Genomic DNA, 18,449 nt, shown 5'->3' on the forward strand with positions numbered 1-18,449 from the left:
GTTAGCCACCGAAGTCATCCAATAGGATGTTTTCATCTTCGACACCAAGGTCTTTCAGCATACCGATTACGGCAGCGTTCATCATTGGCGGGCCACACATGTAATACTCACAATCTTCAGGTGCTTCATGATCACGCAAGTAGTTCTCATACAATACGTTATGAATAAAGCCTGTGTATCCGGTCCAGTTGTCTTCAGGCTGAGGATCAGAAAGAGCAACATGCCATTGGAAGTTATCATTCTCTGCCGCTAGGCCATCAAAATCTTCAACATAGAACATTTCACGGCTCGAACGTGCACCATACCAGAAACTCATCTTGCGCTTAGACTTAAGACGCTTAAGTTGGTCGAAGATATGAGAGCGCATTGGCGCCATACCAGCACCACCACCGATGAACACCATTTCGGCATCGGTATCTTTAGCGAAGAATTCACCAAATGGACCAGAAATCGTCACCTTATCACCCGCTTTTAGGCTAAAGATGTACGAAGACATCTTACCACAAGGCAGAGACAAATTGCGTGGGGGTGGTGTCGCAATACGTACGTTTAACATGATGATCCCTTCCTCTAAAGGATAGTTCGCCATCGAGTAAGCACGGATTGTGTCATCATCAACCTGAGATTCTAGCTTGAAGAAGCCAAAGTGTTCCCAATCACCACGGTATTCAGCAGGAATATCGTAGTCTGCATATTTTACATGGTGCGCAGGGGCTTCAATCTGAATATAACCACCAGCACGGAAAGGAACTGAATCACCATCAGGGATTTGAAGCTTAAGCTCTTTAATGAAGGTGGCTTTGCTATCGTTTGAGATAACTGTACATTCCCACTTTTTAACACCAAAGATCTCTTCTTCAAGTTCAATCTCCATGTCCGATTTTACGTTTACCTGACAAGATAAACGACAACCGCCACGAGCTTCCCCTTTAGTAATATGATCCATCTCAGTTGGTAGAATATCACCACCACCTGATTTAACGTGTACTTTACACTGACCACAAGTACCGCCACCACCACATGCAGACGAAACGAAAATCCCGTTCTCTGCTAAAGCGCCTAGTAGCTTTCCACCTGCAGCTGTTTTAATTGCTTTATCTGCATCATCGTTGATGCCGATTGTGACATCACCACTTGGTACTAACTTTGATTTGGCAAACAAGATGACCAAAACCAAAATCAATACAATCGCGGTAAACATACTCACACCGAGATATACATCGATTGGTGTAGATTCAAGAATACCCATTAACTTATCCTTAAAGGTTCAAATTAAGACGTCGTTATGGTGTCTCTATTACAGAGACACTCCAGAAAACGACATGAAACCTAGAGCCATCAAACCTGCAGTCACAAAAGTGATACCGAGACCGCGCAGCCCATCAGGAACATCAGCATATTTCAACTTTTCACGGATACCAGCCAGTAGCACGAGTGCTAATGCCCAACCGATACCAGAACCTATGCCAAACACCAAGCTTTCACCTAGGTTGTAGTCACGCTCAACCATGAAAGATACCGCACCAAAAATCGCACAGTTTACAGTGATTAGCGGTAAGAAAATCCCCAACGCATTGTATAGTGGTGGGAAATACTTATCTAATGTCATCTCAAGGATCTGAACCAAAGCCGCAATCACACCGATAAAGGTAATGAACTTCAAGAAGCTCAAGTCAGCATCCGGAACACCAGCCCAAGCTAATGCACCTGGAGCGAGTAAACTTTGATAAATAATTTGGTTAACTGGAACTGAGATAGCCAGTACCACGATAACTGCAACACCCAGACCCATGGCGGTTTTTACTTTCTTCGATACCGCAAGAAAAGTACACATACCAAGGAAAAAGGATAGCGCCATGTTTTCAATGAAAACAGAACGAATTAATAGACTAATATAATGTTCCATTATGCTTATCCTTTCGCTTCAACTTGCTCTGGCTTCATCACACGAATAATCCAGATCAATGCACCGATCAAGAAGAACGCACTAGGAGGCAGAAGCAATAGACCGTTAGGCTGATACCAGCCACCGTCTGAAACCTTGCTCAAGATTTCAACGCCGAATAATGAACCATTACCAAACAATTCACGTACGAAGCCAACTGATAACAAGATTGCACCGTAACCAAGACCATTACCGATACCGTCCATGAAGCTCATCATAGGAGGAGTCTTCATTGCATAGGCTTCAGCACGGCCCATTACGATACAGTTAGTAATAATCAAGCCAACAAATACCGATAGTTGCTTAGCAACATCATAAGCGTAAGCTTGCAGTACTTGGTCAACCACGATTACCAATGACGCAATAATCGTCATCTGTACGATAATACGTACGCTGCTTGGAATGTGATTACGAATTAATGAGATAAATAGATTTGACAGAGCACATACTGCTGTAAGTGCAATCGTCATTACCAATGCTGTTTCCATCTTACTGGTTACAGCCAAGGCACTACATACACCCAAAATTTGTAGAGCAATCGGGTTATTGCTGAGGATAGGTCCGATTAGAACCTGTTTAAGTTCTTTAGCATCAGCCATTAGCTAAGTCCTCCATTACGAGCTTTGTCGATGAAGCGTGCAAAGCCTTCATTACCTAACCAAAACTCCAGCGAATACTGCACACCGTTACTGGTTAATGTTGCACCTGAAAGGGCATCAACACCATAAACAGTTTCCGCAATAGCTGGGTTTTTAGTGATAGTAATCGCCAACTCGCCCTTATCGTTATATAACTTTTTACCTTGCCACTTAGCAACCCATTGTGGGTTTTGTACTTCACCGCCTAGACCAGGTGTTTCACCTGCACCAGAAAAGTCGTAATAAACTAAGTTTTGAATGCTATTCAGATCTGGATCCAATGCTAAAAATGCATACATCGTTGACCACAGACCATAGCCTTTAATCGGTAAAATAACGCTAACCAGATGACCAGCATCGTCTTTAACCAAATAGACAACAGCATCATTAGCAACACGCTTTACTGACGCGATATCATTTTTAGGCACAAAAGATGATTTAGGATCTCGAGCGGCTTTTTTCATATCAAACGTGTTGCCATCAACACCTTCAACAAAATCACCGGTACTCAGTGAAACCACTTTTGCTTCAACATGTTTGTCGTAAAGTGCCAAGATGTCAGCCTTAGACACATCGCCATCTTTAGTCGAAATCAAATTTGCCGCTTCTAGGATGTATTTTTGCTTATCGAGAAGCTTGTTTTCCTGCTGAATCGGTTTCAACAAAACTGCAGCTGTCGAAACGAACATAGAGCAGATAAAGCACAAGCCTACAACAACAAAAATTGTTCTTCCGAATGAATCTTTATTACTAGCCACGAGCAATCCTCCGCTTGATATTCGACTGAACCACGAAATGGTCAAATAATGGAGCAAATAGGTTAGCGAACAAGATGGCCAACATCATGCCTTCAGGGAAAGCAGGGTTGATAACACGAATGAAAATGGCCATAGCACCAATAAGAATACCGTAAGCCCATTTCGCGTTATTAGTGAAAGACGCCGATACCGGGTCTGTCGCCATAAACATCATACCGAACGCAAAGCCACCTAATACAAGGTGCCAGTACCAAGGCATTGCAAACATTGGATTCGTGTCACTACCGATAAAGTTAAGTAGGTAAGAAACAGCAATCATACCGACCATCACACCACCAACGATGCGCCATGATGCGATACGGGTGTAGATGATAACCGCGCCACCAATCAAGATAGCCAGCGTAGAGACTTCACCAACAGAACCAGGAATGAAACCGAAGAAAGCGTCCCACCAGTCTGCCGTTAGTCCGTACTCCAGTGTGCCTTGCGCCGCTTGACTCAGTGCAGTAGCACCAGAGAAGCCGTCAGCAACAACCCAAGTGGTGTCACCAGACATGTTTAGCGGGTAAGCAAAGAAGAGGAATGCTCGACCAGCCAGTGCAGGGTTTAGGAAGTTACGTCCTGTACCACCGAAGATCTCTTTCGCGACAACCACACCAAAGGTGATACCTAAGGCTACCATCCATAAAGGAATGGTCGCAGGCAGTGTCAAAGCAAAAAGAATTGAGGTAACGAAGAAGCCTTCGTTTACTTCATGACCACGGACGGAGGCGAACAAGACTTCCCAAAAACCACCGACAGCGAATGTCACAGCATAGATGGGCAGGAACCAACAGGCACCGTACCACATCAACGCGGCAATACCTGAGCTTGCGGTCAATTCCGTACCAAATAACCCAAATAGGGCGACTTGCCATGTGTCTGGAGTAGAGAAGCCAGCAGCAAGTGCTTCTTGCGCCTGAAGACCTACGTTATACATACCTACAAACATCGCAGGGAATGCACAAGCCCAAACCATGATCATCATACGTTTTAGGTCTAAGTTATCACGAACATGGGTACGTCCCTTGTTCACCAGACCTGGAGTGTAAAAGACAGTGTATGCCGCTTCAAAAAGCGCATAAAACTTCTCGTATTTTCCGCCTTTTTCAAATTGCGGTTCAATATTCTCGAAAAACTGTTTTAAGCCCATTAGCCTTCCCTCACTATCGTATCTAAGCAGTCACGTAGATATGATGCATAATCATATTTACCAGGACATACGAAAGTACACAGTGCTAAATCTTCTTCATCTAACTCCAGTGCACCTAAAGTTGCTGCGCCATCATAGTCGCCAGAAACAAGGTCACGAAGTAGCATGGTAGGAAGAATATCTAGCGGCATAACACGCTCATAGCTACCGATAGGTACCATGGCGCGATCTGAGCCACCAGTGCTCGTAGTCATGTTAAACATGCGAGAAGATGAAAGATGGCCTAAGAATGCACGAGTGATTGAGAACTTTTGAGCACCAGGCATCGCCCAGCCAATAAACTCTTTCTCTGTGCCCTCTTCCAACAAACTCACTTGATTATGGTAACGACCAAGATAAGCATGTGGTCCAGTTGCATTGCGGCCATTTAAAACTGAACCGGAAATACAACGGATATTGCCTTGTGCCACTTCGCCGTCAGTCAATTGCGCCATAGAAGCACCCATTTGGGTACGAACTAGACGAGGCTTAAGCGCTTTAGGGCCAGCAATAGCCACTACACGTTGCGTATTTAGCTCACCAGTCACAAAAAGCTGACCGATAGCGATTACGTCTTGATAGTTGATATGCCATACCGTTCTGTTAGCAGAGGCTGGCAGTAGATAGTGAATGTGTGTGCCAGGCAATCCTGCAGGATGCAAACCAGCAAACTCTTCAACTTGAGCATTAGCAGCGGGAATATCAGCACCAGGTGCCTTACAAAGGTAAACCTTACCTTCTGTTAGCTTAGAAAGAAGCTTTAAGCCATTCTCAAAATCTGCTTTGTGCTCAGCAATCACGATAGCAGGGTCGGCTGCTAGCGGTTGCGTATCAATCGCGGTGACGAAAATACCAGCGGCGACAGAGTCAACTGCGGGTACTCGACTGAAAGGGCGTGTACGCAAAGCCGTCCACAAGCCTGACTGGATCAGGTTGTCACGTACTTGCTTCGGTTCAACTGTATCGATTGCAGTGGCGTCATATTTAGCGAAAGAGATAGATTCATCCCCTTCTACATCTATAACAACAGACTGCAGAACACGTTGAGCGCCCCGGTTAACTTCGGAAATTATGCCACTGGCTAAAGCAGTATATATCACGCCAGGGTTCTTTTTATCTTCAAAAATAACCTGACCTTTCTTAACTTTGTCTCCCACCTTAATTTTCATGGTAGGACGTAAGCCGATATACTCTTCACCCAAAGTAGCTACGTGTTTGATGGCAGGGCCATCATGGATAACTTGCTCTGGCCCGCCTGCTATAGGCAGGTCCAATCCTTTCTTTATTGTAATCATATCCACAAGCACTACGTTATGAAGGAAAGACAATGCGCCGCGTTCCTGCTAAACACACAAGTTTAAAACAAACCATTAACGTGTTGAGCTAGCGCAGATTTATCACGGAAATGCGACAGCAATCACGCTAGTCGCGCGCATTTTACCGCAAATATCACAAGGTAGCCATGAAAATTGTGTCTGTTTTGAAAGCTTGCGTACGTTTTGATTACAAACTAGCAAGATAGATGAAGAGATTAAGAGTTTTCGAATATAGCTACAGGCCACATTCCCCATACAATTAAAGGGGTTAATTAACTTTGACCTCATTATAGCAGCAGAAAGATTACATCAAATAATAAAAAATCCGATTATTTCCAACTGCACACTATTTAACCTAACAAGATCTCGCTCACGAAGATTTTCGTCTGTTAAAAAAGCAATTTAGCACGCCCTTTGAGTAGCAACAATTGATTAACAACTCAATATTCTAATGTTATTTCTCATTGAGTTAGATCGCTATAAATAAGCTTCTCAATGAAATTTGCACTAAAAGTCGGTGAAAGAGTGCTCTCTAGTACAACAAAAAACGGCCGTAGCCGTTTTATTGTTAATAGACTTTTGCCTATATGAGCACTTATAGGCCGTTTAAGATCTCAGCACTTAACGCTAACTCATCGTTGCGATTCACATTAACCCCCGCAGAGATGACATTACGGGCAATCTCTTTTGCTTGCTCGAGCGAGTGCATCTCACAGGTACCACACTGATATTCGTTAAGCTCGGGAATATCTGATTGCGCAGCAACCTTAAGCACATCTTGCATGGCAGCAAGCCAAGCATCGGCTACCACAGATTCGCTCGGCGAACCGATAAGGCACATATAGAAGCCTGTACGACACCCCATAGGAGAGATATCGATGATCTCAATGCTATCTCCGTTAAGGTGATCACGCATAAAGCCAGCAAACAGATGCTCTAAAGTATGGATACCACGCTCACTCAAGATCTCTTTGTTAGGCGCGCAAAAACGCAAATCAAATACCGTTATCGTATCGCCTTTAGGCGTCGCCATGGTTTTAGCGACACGAACCGCAGGCGCATTCATTCGAGTATGGTCAACGGTAAAACTATCTAATAACGGCATATTCATTTCTCCAAATTCGCTCTAACGTGCTTATGAGCATGGGTTAAGTTACTGCCTAAATCGACTGTAAGCATCTTCTGAGATTAAGTGATACTTACGTACCCCCGCTTCGTAGTCAACATATGCATCATAAACTTTTTTCATAGCCGCATTCTGCTTAGACTGCTCGGCTATCACTTGCTTAGATAAAACGGCAAGCGTAGCCATCACTTCATCGGGGAACGGTTTGATAATCACGCCGTGATCATTGACTAAAGACTCGAGGGCAGCGATATGACGGGTGGTGTACTCATCTAACATATCTTGATTAACCGCTTTCGCAGCCACTTTCACTATGGCTTGTAGATCGGCTGGCAAAGCATTGAAAACTTTCTGATTAACAAGAAACTCTAAAGTCGTTCCTGGCTCATGCCACCCCGGATAATAATAAAACTTGGCCGCCTTATGTAAGCCAAAGGCTAAATCATTAAAAGGCCCCACCCACTCTGTGGCATCAATGGCTCCTGTTTGTAGCGCGGTATACAGCTCACGGCCTGGCAAGGTTACTGGCACACCACCCGCTTTTTTAAGCACTTCACCACCGAGGCCAGGCAGACGCATCTTAAGGCCTTTCAGATCCGCCATCGAGTTAATCTCTTTATTAAACCACCCGCCCATCTGCACGCCAGTATTGCCACCCGCAAGTGGCATGATCCCAAAAGGCTGGTACAACTCCTGCCACAGATCCATGCCCCCACCATAGGTCAGCCAACTATTCATCTCCTGAGCATTTAATCCAAATGGAATCGAACTAAAAAACTGCGCCGCGGGTACCTTACCTTTCCAGTAATAGGCTGCACTATGGCCCATCTGCACCGTGCCTTGGCTGACAGCATCGAAGACTTCAAATGCAGGCATGAGCTCTCCAGCGCCGTAGACCTTGATCTTAAGTCGGCCGTTTGACATCTGCGTCACCAGCTGGGCAAAGCGCTCGGGAGCCATGCCTAACCCAGGAAAATTCTTCGGCCATGAGGTCACCAACTTCCACTCTATCGGTTTAACTTCAGTAGCATTCACGACACTTGTGTGTGTGTCGCCGGACTCCTGTTGGCAGCCGCCTAACAATGAGACCAAGAGTGTAAACAGCATCCCAAGTAAAAATCTCATAGCAGTATCTCCTTTACTTTCATAAGTCACGATTATCCTTATCTCTATAATAAAACTTAGCCATAAATCTGGGCTGGCAACCAAGTGATGAGTGCAGGCCAAATACTTAACAGTAACAGCAACAAGAGCTGCATCAATACAAAGGGCAGAACGCCACGATAGATCTGAGCGCTACTGAGTAGCTCTTTGGTCACCCCACGCAGATAAAATAGGGCGAAGCCAAAAGGCGGAGTCAAAAATGAGGTCTGTAGATTGACCGCTATCATTATTCCAAGCCAAATGGGGTCTAAGCCCATCGCAAGCAAAATGGGAGCGACGAGAGGCACAACAACGAAGGTTATTTCGATAAAATCCAGAATGAAGCCCAAAAGAAAGATCACCAACATCACTAATAGCGTCGCACCTATGACCCCACCCGGCATATTGGTAAACAGCTGATGGATTAGCTCTTCACCGCCTAAGCCACGAAACACCAAAGAAAATATAGATGCGCCAATTAAGATCAAAAACACCATAGAGGTCACTTTAACCGTGCTTATCATCACCTCTTTAAGCACGGCTAACTGCAACTGTTTTTTACTCATCGCAATCACTAACGCACCAAATGCCCCCACAGATGCAGCCTCAGTTGGCGTTGCCACACCAAATAAAATTGAGCCCAGTACCAAGAAAATAAGCACTAGTGGCGGTATTAAGGCATTAAGGATCCGCAGGATAAAACTGAGATTTACAGGCTGAATCTGTGTTGGCTTGGGAAAACTATCGGGCTTTAACTTAATTAATATGAGGGTATATAGGCAGTACATCCCCAACAGCAACAGTCCTGGCACGATAGCGCCAGCAAACAGGTCGCCAACCGATACCGACTTTGGACTAAAGATCCCCATCTCTAATTGCGCTTGCTGGTAGGCGTTAGATAGCACGTCGCCAAGTAACACTAGGGCTATCGATGGCGGAATAATCTGCCCTAAGGTACCCGTCGCGCAGATAGCCCCTGCACTAAAGGCTGGATCATAGCCCCTCTTCAATAGGGTCGGCAGCGACATCAGCCCCATAGTCACGACCGTTGCCCCAACGATTCCAGTACTTGCCGCCAGCAACATACCGACAAAAAACACACTGAAGATAAGACCACCACGAAAGCGACCAAACAGCTCAGCCATACTGATTAATAGTTGCTCCGCCACCTTTGACTTTTCAAGCACCACCCCCATAAAGACAAACAGCGGCACCGCCATTAGAATCGAATTATTAATAATACCAAACAGTCGGTTAGGTAGCGCGCCAAGCAGCGTGGCATCGAATAGCCCGATGAACTGACCTATACCTGCAAACATCAGTGCGACGCCCGCCAAGGTGAGCGCCACCGGGTAACCAAGCATCAAGACGAGACAAACGGTGACAAAGAGTAAGATAGCCACTATTTTACCTCTCGAGGAGATAAAAATAGCGCCTTACCATGACGAGCCAAGTCAACAATTCCTTGCAACATAAGACTTATAGGTAACAGTAGTAAAAGGGATTTTTGCAGATAAACAAAGGCAAGCCCCCCCGCCTCGACTGACGTCTCGCCATAGCGCCAAGAAGCCATGACATAGTCGAAACTCATATAGGCTATAAATAGCGATACGGGAAAAAGAAACAGTAACGTGCCGAGAAAATCGACCCAGTGTCGGCCTTTGTCAGAAAAGCGCCGATAAAAGATATCCACTCGAACATGGGAGTCATGCTTTAGGGTATATCCTGCGGCTAAGGTAAACAGCGCACCGTGCAGATACAGAGCCGTTTCTTGAAGTGCTGTCGCACCAATATTAAATACATACCTTAAAATCACCACCAACAAGGTAATGACCACCATAAACAGGGTAAACCAACTTATGCAGCGCCCTAGGGTTTCTGTAAAATTCTCAAGCAGCTTTATCATCAACAAGTACGGCCAGAACCAAATATAAATTATTGATAACAGAAAAATAACAACAATGATACACAACTCAAGAAATGATACGGGTCCTCGGATCTGATACTAAAAAGCCACAGCAATTAATACCGTGGCTTTAATTCTCACCCTGATGGGGATAATGACCTAAATAAGGAGGGCCTTTAGTGCGGCCTAATAAACGGGTCTTGGCAGTTTAACCCTTGCACTTAGGTGAAGCTGGCACATCAACCTCTACAGCCCATTCTTCTGGTGTATAGGTGTGCATTGAAAGTGCATGTAGGCCTTTAGCAAACTCTTCTGCTAACGCTTCATTTACAGCTCGGTGACGACCAATAAGACGTTTACCCTCAAATTCACTGCTGGTGATGATCACTTTAAAGTGAGTCTCTGAGTTTGGTGGCACGTGGTGATTCTGACTCTCGTTGATCACTTCAAGATGAGATGGTGACAGTGCGGCGGTGAGTTTTTCGGTAATGATCTGTTCAACTGACATAACGATGTTCTCAATAAGGCATAAATGCGACTGCGGCAGATTACTGCGATAGTCTACAAAGATCAACTTATGAGGCCTCAACCTTTATAGGTTCAAAAAAGCTAAAGCTGCAGCACTTAGCTTTATTCGCGAGCTCTCCCCTGATGAAAACCAACGATTAAGCGCCTAAAGGTGTAGTTAAACCGTGCTTGCTTCTCTTTGAGACGCCTCGGCAGCGAGTGCTCCCACTGCGATTGCATCGGCCAATGCATAATAAGTAAGTCCCCACTATCAAGATGTAAACACACCTTTTGCCGAGTGGTTTTATGACGAATAAAAAAGTCTCGACTCGCACCGAGCGTCACCGAAGCAATATCTGAGCCCGAGTCAATCTCTGGCTCATCATCACTGTGCCACCCCATTGACTCATTGCCGTCTGCATATCGATTCACCAGTACACCATTGGCGATAAGACCAAAATCGCTTGCCAACTTTAAACGGAGTTTTTGGGCATACTTGGGCCAAGGCGACGCCTGAATAAATAGGCCGGAATAGAGGTAGTCACACCCCTCATCGGCAAACCAAACTTGGCTACGGGGAATGGGATGACTCTTTCCAAATAGGCTGACTTGCGGCCGCGTAAATTCATAATGTTGCGATTCATTAATCAGCGCTTGTTGCTGCTGTAGATTCAGGTAACCTTTGATTAGGGTGTAAGGCGGCTTCTCTAGCGGGGCTGGCATGTTCGATGTTGAATCGTGCTTTGTTGGGCTAGACCCAACAGCACTAGCGGTATTAAATTGCGCTCGCTCATCAGAATCAGAGCTCGTATTGGTGTCAGTATTGGTGTCAGTGTTGATGTCAAAATCAAAGCCCTTTTGCTGCATCATTTAGTCCTTCACTAATAATAAGCATCACAAAAATGTTAATCTCACATTGGTCCTCTAAATTCCCCCTTTAACATATCACTACTCCATCATATACCTGCTATAAGAAATCTGCGATAATATGCGCCCTAATTTATTTGGTACTTATTGGCATATGACGACACAGTTTTCAGTATCGGGTATTGAACTCGAACTCTTCCGTTACCCTAGCAAACAAGAGTCTAACTTGCAGGCGTGGGACGCCGCCGATGAGCACCTAATTAAATACCTAATCGATAACGAGCAAGCCAGCGTAAACACAGCCGTTGTTAACGATAGCTTCGGCGCATTGTCTGCGGCGCTATTGTCTATCGACCCAAGCTGGCCGCTCACATTTGAGACTGACGCCAAGACCAGCTTATTAGGCGCCAGCCAAAACCTCAGCCATAACCATTTATCGCAAGAGTCGGTAACTTGGGTTAATAGCCGTGACGAATTCCCCCGAGGGTTTGAATTGGTACTGATGAAGTTACCAAAGAACCTCAACTACTTTAGCCACCAGCTAAACCGACTTTCCCATGTATTGCCAGCGGGCACCCGGGTGTTAATTGGCGCAAAAGCAAAGTCGATCAATAAATCACTGCTAGAAACTATCGAGAAAAATTTAGGTACGGCGAGCGCCAGCCTAACTTGGAAGAAGACCCGCGTTATCACCTGCATTAGCGATGGCAAGGCTCGGGCATTACCAAAAGCTACAATCTGGTCGGTACCTGAGTTTAAGCTGCAGATCAGCAACCTCAGTAACGTGTTTGCCGCCAATAAACTCGATATTGGTGCCAGAATCATGCTGGATAATATGCCAAAGGGTAACTTCAAGTCGATTGTCGACTTAGGTTGCGGCAACGGGATTTTGGGACTACACGCTAAGCAGGTATTCCCAGAGGCTTATATTCACTTTATCGATGACTCAGAGATGGCCGTGGCGTCAGCTAAAGAAAACTGGGCACTGAACCAGTTGGATAATCCGGCGCTTGTGGGCGAACAAGCAACCTTTGCTTGGGATGACTGCTTAACCAATATGAGTGAAGGGTTCCGCCCAGATCTGGTCTTGTGTAATCCACCGTTCCATCAAGGTGAAGCGATTACCGATCATATCGCATGGCAGATGTTTTTAGATGCCTTTAGACGCTTAAAGAATGGTGGAATATTACACGTTGTGGGTAACCGTCATTTGGCCTATCACGTCAAGTTACAGCGGATCTTTAAGAACTGCACCACGGTGGCATCAAACGGTAAGTTTGTAATTTTACAAGCTCAAAAAATCAGTAAAAAGGCTCAAGAGCCAGAGATAGACTCAAGCACTGAAACCGACGCGCCTCATCCTCAGAGCGCGCTATATGGCAAGCCTAAAGCCTAATCTATTGCAGCCTTTGCGACTAAAAAGCCACCTTTGAATAAGGTGGCTTTTTGTTATTGGTGCTGGCTTATGGATGACGGTGAATGGCTTTACACTTCACATTCAAGAGCTACCAGCGCGCAAAATGATCTTCGGTTAAGCCCTGTACTGCTTGTAACAGATGCTTGTCTCCAAAATTATCGATTATGTAACCGTCAAAGAAACCTAGATATTGCCTAAAGTTACTCTTTAGCAGCCAGAGATTTAGCTTTTCTTGGCGACAATTTTGCGCTGTAAAAATCAGCTCTACTTGACCGTTATCGGAATAGACTCGCCAGTGCCCCACAGGCTCGTTTCTGTCTCGCTGGCGGATAAACTCAAAATGAACCGGGCCGAGCAGATGGCGCTCACCATCATGCCAAAACGCATTCTCATGGCACCCCGTCTCGTTGACCCCTGCGGCTAAGTTAAGCCCAATGCTGCCCTGCTCCGTTAAGCTATTAATACTGGCCCAGCGCCAGCTGGTTTCACGGCGCATGTATCCGGCGCTAAAATCATATCCGGCAGTAACACGCTGCAGGGGCTGTGGTTCATGGTTAATCACCAGACTGCCCTTAACATTTAAGCCATTGTGCTTTTGGGTATAGGTCCAGCCGCTATAACCCGTTGGGTTACACATCGCCATGGGTAAACTCAGCGCTGTAGGGTGCAGAGTTAAATCGGCCTCAATCCCTAGGGCTGCTATTTTAATTCGCCATATTCCCTGCTCAATAGCAAACTCAAGCCTACCCTTAGCGCCTTTTATCTTGGTGACGCCTTGCATGGGGGATGACGACATTTGATAGCCCATTCCAAGCGGTCTTAGCCAACGGGTCTCAATAAGTCTATTTCGATGAATATCATACAGATAGCAAAATGCGTTACCAAGATAGCGAATATCGGCTATCGCCATCCCTATAACGAAGTGGGGCGTTACTATGCTGACAAATTGAAACTGCTTATAGTCAAAATGCTTAGACCAAGAGGATGCAGGCTTATCCATCTCATTAAAGTAGGCAAACTTATCGATGGCTAGCTGCTCGACGGGTCCATCGAAATGGCCATAAACAGGGCAACCAGTATCATCGATCAGACTTTTAGGTGCTGCAGCACTGGTCAGGATTGTTGGTGTCCAAGGCTGGCTATTTTCTGGCATAAATCAGGTTCCCAAGAGCATCGTCACACCTTTTACTCTAACTGGAATTGACTGAGGTTAAAAGCCGTTCAATTTTTCCTTAGCTCGATAAAACCTACAAAAACCAGACTGAGACAATCACCTTGCAACAATAAGCCGTAACAGCATTAAGTAAGCTAGAACGATAAAAGCGCCTTTAAAGGCGCTTTTATTCAAAACTGTTATTCCGAAACTGTGTATTGAATGCAGTTTTGAAAGCCGTTGGATCCGAAATTGACCAGTCCGGTCTCAATTAAAAGCGGTAACTCACGCCAATATTAAGATTCTGTACCTCTAATATTTGTACTGGCACATATTGATACTCAATATTAATCCCTATCCCAGAGTTAAACCTAAGGCCCCAGCCAACGGCAGCATATATGTCGGTCCCATCCGTTTCTATATGGTTAACCTCGTCACTCCCCCAACGACCCACATTGTAAGAAAGTTCATTTGCACTAGCACCTAACTTTGCATACAAACGATTACTTTTAGATAGCATGTACTCACCATATAAAGCAGCTCTATAACCTGAGTACTCAATATCGGTAATTCGACTAATAATTCCAGTAAAGATACTCGCAACTCCGCCGCTACCTGCAAAGTATCCAGCCTCAATACCAAAATTATCGTGCCACATGTAACGGTAATAAATGTCAGCAACAAAGTTATCACCACCACTACTGTTGTGACTTTCAGATTGTTCTAAATCTTGAAAACCGTAACCCACGCTTCCGCCCAAAATATGAGGAGACTCTGCAGCAACAGCGTTACAACTTAATAAACCTATAAAAAGCACAGTAAAAATACGCATATAAATCCCTTAATGCACTGGATACACAGTAGTGTATTACACGACATGTTTAACAAATCACGGTTAATAACTTATATCGATGCAATACTACAATAGCGTTGTCGACACTATCTAGGTTTTATAACGCTAATCAATAGCCAAATTAGCAAAAGTTAACACAGACTCTGGAATCACAAACATCTTCTGGTATGCTGATGGCACTTAAAATTAGATAAACTATAGTGACAATGAAACGTTTACTTTTACTTATTACCACCGCAGTTTCGCTTGTAGGCTGTGCTAGCCAAGGTCCGTCTCATATAGCCTTAAACCCTGAGGTGCCGAGCATCACTCAACAAACTGAAATGGAACTTCCTGTCGCACTTGAAACTATTGATACCCGCTCAGCCAACTTTATTGTCCGCTTTAATGATGGTGATAAAGCTGCACGCTTGGTGAGTCCAAGTGAGGCACCACGAGCACAGATGGATCAAGTCTTTAGAGATGGCTTTACCCAAGCTGGATATCGTATAGCTCCAAGTTCAGTCAATCATATGCAATTCCAATTAGAGCAACTGTTAACTGATGTCGATGAAGGTACATTTGGATTCGAAGCTAATAGCCAGATTATTATCAATGTCATCGCTAAAAACGCCAATCAAGAACTCACTAAGCGCTATCGTGCAAAAGGCTTGTTAAAAGGGCCTTTCAGTGCAGACTTTGCCACTCTCGAGCTTGAGATGAATAAACTATTGGGTGAACTGACTCGCGATATCATCAATGATCCTGAGCTTAATACCTTTATTCAACAATAGATATCTGGCTAGGCTTGCTGTATTCAACTTGCCATGAAAAGGGACACTATGAAAACTTGGATAACCAACATAACTAAACTAACAACTAAATTAGCCAAGGCATTCGCGCCATTGGCCCTGTTAGCCGTCAGTCAATGCTCCTATGCTGTGGATATTCAGCCTAACACCCTTTACCCACAAGTCGAACTCGATACGACTATGGGCAAAATAGTGGTGGAATTAGATAGAACTCGTTCACCAATTACTGTCGATAACTTTCTAACCTATGTGGTTAAGGGGCACTATGACAACACCCTATTCCACCGAGTCATCGCCGACTTTGTGGTCCAGGGGGGCGGTTTAGACTTAAACAAAGAGGAGAGACCGACCGATAAGCCTATCGTCAATGAGTCGGGTAATGGCCTGTCTAACCTCACGGGAACCATCGCCATGGCTCGCGAAGCCGAGCCGCACACGGCCACCAGCCAGTTCTACTTTAATGTGGTCGATAATGAGAAGTTAGACCCCTCTTCTCGTCGTTGGGGCTATACCGTCTTTGGTGAAGTCACCTCTGGAATGGAAGTGCTGCAAGCCATGTCACTGGTACCTACTGAATTCAATACTCAGATAGAGTGGCCAGACTTCCCTGTGCAAGATATTGTTTTAAAAAAGGCGACCTTGCTACCTCGAAACTAATCTGTCTATATTGAGCAAATATAGACTTTGAATTTTTTTGAAATAATTTGAAATATTTTGAGCATAACTCCTAATCTTCTGCCTATACTTATTGCGTTAACTAGAAGGAGGCGGCTCAGTGACACCTAACGAGTTCATTGACGATAAAGCGCCCCAGCTGGCTTTCTATGGAAAAGCGTTTTTGAGCGACAAGCTCGATTTCAAAGAGATCCAGTTATATCTATGGGACACCCTAGAAGAATGGCAGATGTACAATCATCAGGGTGATGCGCAAACAGATATGGAACGTGTGTTTTGGCACCTGCTACATGCCTTTGATAGGTGGCCAAGTTGGGCGATTCGTGGCAATCAGTTTTTGCGAAAACAGGTCGACGATTGCTGTGATTACCTCAGCATTGGTGGTCAAATTCCTCAAGGCTGTATCGGGATTAGACCTTAACATCTGACACATTAGTATCCATAAGAAAATATCCACCTAAAGAGCAATCTAGCTCGATCAAAGCCCAGACCACTTTTTTGGTTTGGGCTTTTTACTGCCTTCATAGTATAAACGGGCTAAATCTGGCTAAATACCTTGAACCTCACTGCGCTGAACCGTAAGATTTAGACAACTAATTCCAGTAAAGCTTGTTTATGTCTTCTGCATTCGTGCCCTCTTTTTTTCAGCGTTTTAAAAACGCCGCATCAATCTATTGCCATAAAAGGGTATTAATCTTACTTCTACTCGGTTTTTCGGCTGGCTTACCCCTGATGCTGGTTTTTTCCACCCTATCATTCTGGTTACGTGAAGCAGGAGTTGATCGTACTGCCATCGGTTACTTTAGCTGGATAGCACTCGCTTATGGCTTTAAGTGGGCTTGGTCCCCCCTTGTGGATCGGATGTCACTGCCAATATTCACTCGGCTGTTAGGACGCAGGCGCGGTTGGATGATGTTCGCCCAGCTACTGCTCGTCGCCGCAATTATCGGCATGAGTCAAAGTGATCCCCTTGCCGATCTCGAAAGGCTAGCCCTATTTGCCTTAATGGTTGCCTTTGCCTCTGCCACCCAAGATATTGTTATCGATGCATTTCGAATTGAGTCGGCGCCGGTGAAAATGCAGGCCGCACTGGCTGCCGCCTATCAAGTGGGCTATCGAAGCGCCATGATTGTCGCGACAGCTGGTGCACTTACAATAGCTGCATGGATAGAGCCTAACAGCGAAAGCTACAGCTTAATGTCATGGCAAACAGCGTATTTAGTCATGGCAGGTCTCATGTCTATCGGCATTTTAACCACGCTGTTTAGCACCGAGCCCGCCGTTGAAACTAAAGAGGTCGATGAAAAAGAGGCCGAACTAAAAGTTAAATTTGCCGCACGTTACCCCAAGGTTGTCGCCGCCAGTTTATCTTGGCTCTATACCGCGAGCGTACTGCCTTTTATTGACTTCTTTAAGCGTTATGGTCGCAGCGCAATCCTCATCCTAATACTGATCTCCTGTTACCGCATCTCTGATATCGTAATGGGGATCATGGCTAATGTGTTTTATGTGGATATGGGATTTTCGAAAACTGAAATCGCCACATTGAGTAAGATCTATGGTCTGATAATGACTTTGGTTGGCGCAGGAGCAGGCGGACTACTCATTGCCCGCTATGGCACCATGAAGATATTGTTCTTAGGTGCACTCTTGGTCGCGGTGACGAATCTGCTTTTTGCCTATCAAGCTATGATTGGCTATAACGTCAGCTTCCTCACTTTCGCCATTTCGGTGGATAACTTCAGTGCGGGTATCGCCACTGCAGCCTTTATTGCCTACCTATCGAGCTTAACCAGCAGTGGCTACAGTGCGACGCAATATGCCCTGCTGTCATCGATTATGCTGCTTTTCCCTAAGTTTGTGGCAGGCTTCTCCGGTGCTTATATCGATGCCTATGATTATGTCAGCTTCTTTATCGCCGCCAGCTTAATTGGCTTCCCGGTACTTGGGCTTATTATACTGGTGCAGAAATATGCGCCTAATCCAAGCTTGAGTGAACAAAGCGAAAATGATTCTGTTGAACAAGACAAACAAAAAGAGCTCGGCACTTAGTGATTAACTAAGCCCAAGCCCTTGTTAACATGCGTAGCCATTGAGCTGCGCATTTTTATGCTTTCAGTGAT

General features: G+C 45.0%; 19 protein-coding genes. 5 read left to right on the forward strand and 14 right to left on the reverse strand.

What is annotated here, in order from left to right:
• Position 1: 1 nt before the first annotated feature.
• The 12 genes from nqrF to JMA39_RS10865 all read right to left on the reverse strand — a co-directional run bounded on the left by nqrF (position 2) and on the right by JMA39_RS10865 (position 11,293).
• On the reverse strand, positions 2–1,249 hold the full coding sequence (nqrF, locus tag JMA39_RS10810; protein ID WP_202721889.1) for an NADH:ubiquinone reductase (Na(+)-transporting) subunit F: 1,248 nt from the start codon (positions 1,247–1,249) through the stop codon (positions 2–4).
• Between the two features lie 48 nt (positions 1,250–1,297).
• Complete coding sequence (nqrE, locus tag JMA39_RS10815) at positions 1,298–1,906, reverse strand: NADH:ubiquinone reductase (Na(+)-transporting) subunit E (protein ID WP_202721890.1); 609 nt, start codon at positions 1,904–1,906, stop codon at positions 1,298–1,300.
• A 5-nt stretch (positions 1,907–1,911) separates the two neighbouring features.
• Entirely contained in the window at positions 1,912–2,544 is a 633-nt protein-coding gene (locus tag JMA39_RS10820; RefSeq protein WP_202721891.1) for an NADH:ubiquinone reductase (Na(+)-transporting) subunit D, read from the reverse strand.
• Positions 2,544–3,341, reverse strand: coding sequence for a Na(+)-translocating NADH-quinone reductase subunit C (locus JMA39_RS10825; RefSeq protein WP_202721892.1), 798 nt, complete (start codon positions 3,339–3,341; stop codon positions 2,544–2,546). Before JMA39_RS10825 ends, JMA39_RS10820 begins: the two co-directional genes overlap by 1 nt.
• The gene (locus JMA39_RS10830; RefSeq protein ID WP_202721893.1) at positions 3,334–4,533 is read right to left on the reverse strand and encodes an NADH:ubiquinone reductase (Na(+)-transporting) subunit B; all 1,200 of its coding nucleotides are present in this window, start codon (positions 4,531–4,533) and stop codon (positions 3,334–3,336) included. The genes JMA39_RS10825 and JMA39_RS10830 overlap by 8 nt, the downstream gene beginning before the upstream one ends.
• Positions 4,533–5,867 (reverse strand): Na(+)-translocating NADH-quinone reductase subunit A, encoded by a 1,335-nt coding sequence (locus JMA39_RS10835; protein ID WP_202721894.1) that lies wholly within the window; start codon positions 5,865–5,867, stop codon positions 4,533–4,535. The genes JMA39_RS10830 and JMA39_RS10835 overlap by 1 nt, the downstream gene beginning before the upstream one ends.
• A gap of 616 nt (positions 5,868–6,483) precedes the next feature.
• Positions 6,484–6,993: an S-ribosylhomocysteine lyase gene (gene luxS / locus JMA39_RS10840; protein WP_202721895.1), complete on the reverse strand. Its 510-nt coding sequence runs from the start codon at positions 6,991–6,993 to the stop codon at positions 6,484–6,486.
• A 48-nt stretch (positions 6,994–7,041) separates the two neighbouring features.
• On the reverse strand, positions 7,042–8,139 hold the full coding sequence (locus tag JMA39_RS10845; RefSeq protein ID WP_202721896.1) for a TRAP transporter substrate-binding protein: 1,098 nt from the start codon (positions 8,137–8,139) through the stop codon (positions 7,042–7,044).
• A 56-nt stretch (positions 8,140–8,195) separates the two neighbouring features.
• Positions 8,196–9,560, reverse strand: a complete 1,365-nt coding sequence (locus JMA39_RS10850; protein ID WP_202721897.1) for a TRAP transporter large permease — start codon at positions 9,558–9,560, stop codon at positions 8,196–8,198.
• Positions 9,560–10,063 carry a TRAP transporter small permease subunit gene (locus tag JMA39_RS10855; RefSeq protein WP_202721898.1) on the reverse strand — a complete coding sequence of 168 codons (504 nt, stop codon included), beginning with the start codon at positions 10,061–10,063 and terminating at the stop codon, positions 9,560–9,562. The genes JMA39_RS10850 and JMA39_RS10855 overlap by 1 nt, the downstream gene beginning before the upstream one ends.
• 208 nt (positions 10,064–10,271) lie before the next feature.
• Positions 10,272–10,571: a BolA family protein gene (locus JMA39_RS10860; protein ID WP_202721899.1), complete on the reverse strand. Its 300-nt coding sequence runs from the start codon at positions 10,569–10,571 to the stop codon at positions 10,272–10,274.
• A 122-nt stretch (positions 10,572–10,693) separates the two neighbouring features.
• Positions 10,694–11,293 carry an alpha-ketoglutarate-dependent dioxygenase AlkB family protein gene (locus JMA39_RS10865; protein WP_237732788.1) on the reverse strand — a complete coding sequence of 200 codons (600 nt, stop codon included), beginning with the start codon at positions 11,291–11,293 and terminating at the stop codon, positions 10,694–10,696.
• Positions 11,294–11,591: 298 nt separating this feature from the next.
• On the opposite strand from JMA39_RS10865, the gene JMA39_RS10870 reads away from it, so the two are divergent.
• Positions 11,592–12,833 (forward strand): methyltransferase, encoded by a 1,242-nt coding sequence (locus tag JMA39_RS10870; RefSeq protein ID WP_202721960.1) that lies wholly within the window; start codon positions 11,592–11,594, stop codon positions 12,831–12,833.
• Positions 12,834–12,942: 109 nt separating this feature from the next.
• Here JMA39_RS10870 and JMA39_RS10875 read toward each other — a convergent pair whose 3' ends face one another.
• Both JMA39_RS10875 and JMA39_RS10880 read right to left on the reverse strand, forming a co-directional pair.
• Positions 12,943–14,007 carry a DUF2804 domain-containing protein gene (locus JMA39_RS10875; RefSeq protein WP_202721900.1) on the reverse strand — a complete coding sequence of 355 codons (1,065 nt, stop codon included), beginning with the start codon at positions 14,005–14,007 and terminating at the stop codon, positions 12,943–12,945.
• Positions 14,008–14,278: 271 nt separating this feature from the next.
• Complete coding sequence (locus JMA39_RS10880) at positions 14,279–14,839, reverse strand: porin family protein (protein WP_202721901.1); 561 nt, start codon at positions 14,837–14,839, stop codon at positions 14,279–14,281.
• A gap of 227 nt (positions 14,840–15,066) precedes the next feature.
• Between JMA39_RS10880 and JMA39_RS10885 the strand changes: the two genes are divergently transcribed.
• The 4 genes from JMA39_RS10885 to JMA39_RS10900 all read left to right on the forward strand — a co-directional run bounded on the left by JMA39_RS10885 (position 15,067) and on the right by JMA39_RS10900 (position 18,378).
• The gene (locus tag JMA39_RS10885) at positions 15,067–15,633 is read left to right on the forward strand and encodes a YajG family lipoprotein (protein WP_202721902.1); all 567 of its coding nucleotides are present in this window, start codon (positions 15,067–15,069) and stop codon (positions 15,631–15,633) included.
• A 48-nt stretch (positions 15,634–15,681) separates the two neighbouring features.
• Positions 15,682–16,308 (forward strand): peptidylprolyl isomerase, encoded by a 627-nt coding sequence (locus tag JMA39_RS10890; RefSeq protein WP_237732771.1) that lies wholly within the window; start codon positions 15,682–15,684, stop codon positions 16,306–16,308.
• Positions 16,309–16,426: 118 nt separating this feature from the next.
• The gene (locus tag JMA39_RS10895) at positions 16,427–16,747 is read left to right on the forward strand and encodes a hypothetical protein (protein WP_202721903.1); all 321 of its coding nucleotides are present in this window, start codon (positions 16,427–16,429) and stop codon (positions 16,745–16,747) included.
• 194 nt (positions 16,748–16,941) lie between these two features.
• A complete protein-coding gene (locus JMA39_RS10900) occupies positions 16,942–18,378 on the forward strand; it encodes an AmpG family muropeptide MFS transporter (RefSeq protein ID WP_202721904.1) in 1,437 nt (478 codons plus the stop codon).
• The last annotated feature ends 71 nt before the right edge of the window (positions 18,379–18,449 follow it).

The sequence above is a fragment of the Shewanella schlegeliana genome (assembly GCF_016765635.1).
Taxonomy (GTDB): domain Bacteria; phylum Pseudomonadota; class Gammaproteobacteria; order Enterobacterales; family Shewanellaceae; genus Shewanella; species Shewanella schlegeliana.

What these genes read in the sequence shown, in the direction of transcription:
- JMA39_RS10880 (WP_202721901.1), bottom strand. Translation starts at nt 14,839, where the DNA reads ATGCGTATTTTTACTGTGCTTTTTATAGGTTTATTAAGTTGTAACGCT.
- JMA39_RS10860 (WP_202721899.1), bottom strand. Translation starts at nt 10,571, where the DNA reads ATGTCAGTTGAACAGATCATTACCGAAAAACTCACCGCCGCACTGTCA.
- luxS (WP_202721895.1), bottom strand. Translation starts at nt 6,993, where the DNA reads ATGCCGTTATTAGATAGTTTTACCGTTGACCATACTCGAATGAATGCG.
- nqrF (WP_202721889.1), bottom strand. Translation starts at nt 1,249, where the DNA reads ATGGGTATTCTTGAATCTACACCAATCGATGTATATCTCGGTGTGAGT.
- JMA39_RS10830 (WP_202721893.1), bottom strand. Translation starts at nt 4,533, where the DNA reads ATGGGCTTAAAACAGTTTTTCGAGAATATTGAACCGCAATTTGAAAAA.
- JMA39_RS10875 (WP_202721900.1), bottom strand. Translation starts at nt 14,007, where the DNA reads ATGCCAGAAAATAGCCAGCCTTGGACACCAACAATCCTGACCAGTGCT.
- JMA39_RS10820 (WP_202721891.1), bottom strand. Translation starts at nt 2,544, where the DNA reads ATGGCTGATGCTAAAGAACTTAAACAGGTTCTAATCGGACCTATCCTC.
- JMA39_RS10845 (WP_202721896.1), bottom strand. Translation starts at nt 8,139, where the DNA reads ATGAGATTTTTACTTGGGATGCTGTTTACACTCTTGGTCTCATTGTTA.
- JMA39_RS10870 (WP_202721960.1), top strand. Translation starts at nt 11,592, where the DNA reads ATGACGACACAGTTTTCAGTATCGGGTATTGAACTCGAACTCTTCCGT.
- JMA39_RS10900 (WP_202721904.1), top strand. Translation starts at nt 16,942, where the DNA reads ATGTCTTCTGCATTCGTGCCCTCTTTTTTTCAGCGTTTTAAAAACGCC.
- JMA39_RS10865 (WP_237732788.1), bottom strand. Translation starts at nt 11,293, where the DNA reads ATGCCAGCCCCGCTAGAGAAGCCGCCTTACACCCTAATCAAAGGTTAC.
- JMA39_RS10835 (WP_202721894.1), bottom strand. Translation starts at nt 5,867, where the DNA reads ATGATTACAATAAAGAAAGGATTGGACCTGCCTATAGCAGGCGGGCCA.
- nqrE (WP_202721890.1), bottom strand. Translation starts at nt 1,906, where the DNA reads ATGGAACATTATATTAGTCTATTAATTCGTTCTGTTTTCATTGAAAAC.
- JMA39_RS10885 (WP_202721902.1), top strand. Translation starts at nt 15,067, where the DNA reads ATGAAACGTTTACTTTTACTTATTACCACCGCAGTTTCGCTTGTAGGC.
- JMA39_RS10890 (WP_237732771.1), top strand. Translation starts at nt 15,682, where the DNA reads ATGAAAACTTGGATAACCAACATAACTAAACTAACAACTAAATTAGCC.
- JMA39_RS10855 (WP_202721898.1), bottom strand. Translation starts at nt 10,063, where the DNA reads ATGATAAAGCTGCTTGAGAATTTTACAGAAACCCTAGGGCGCTGCATA.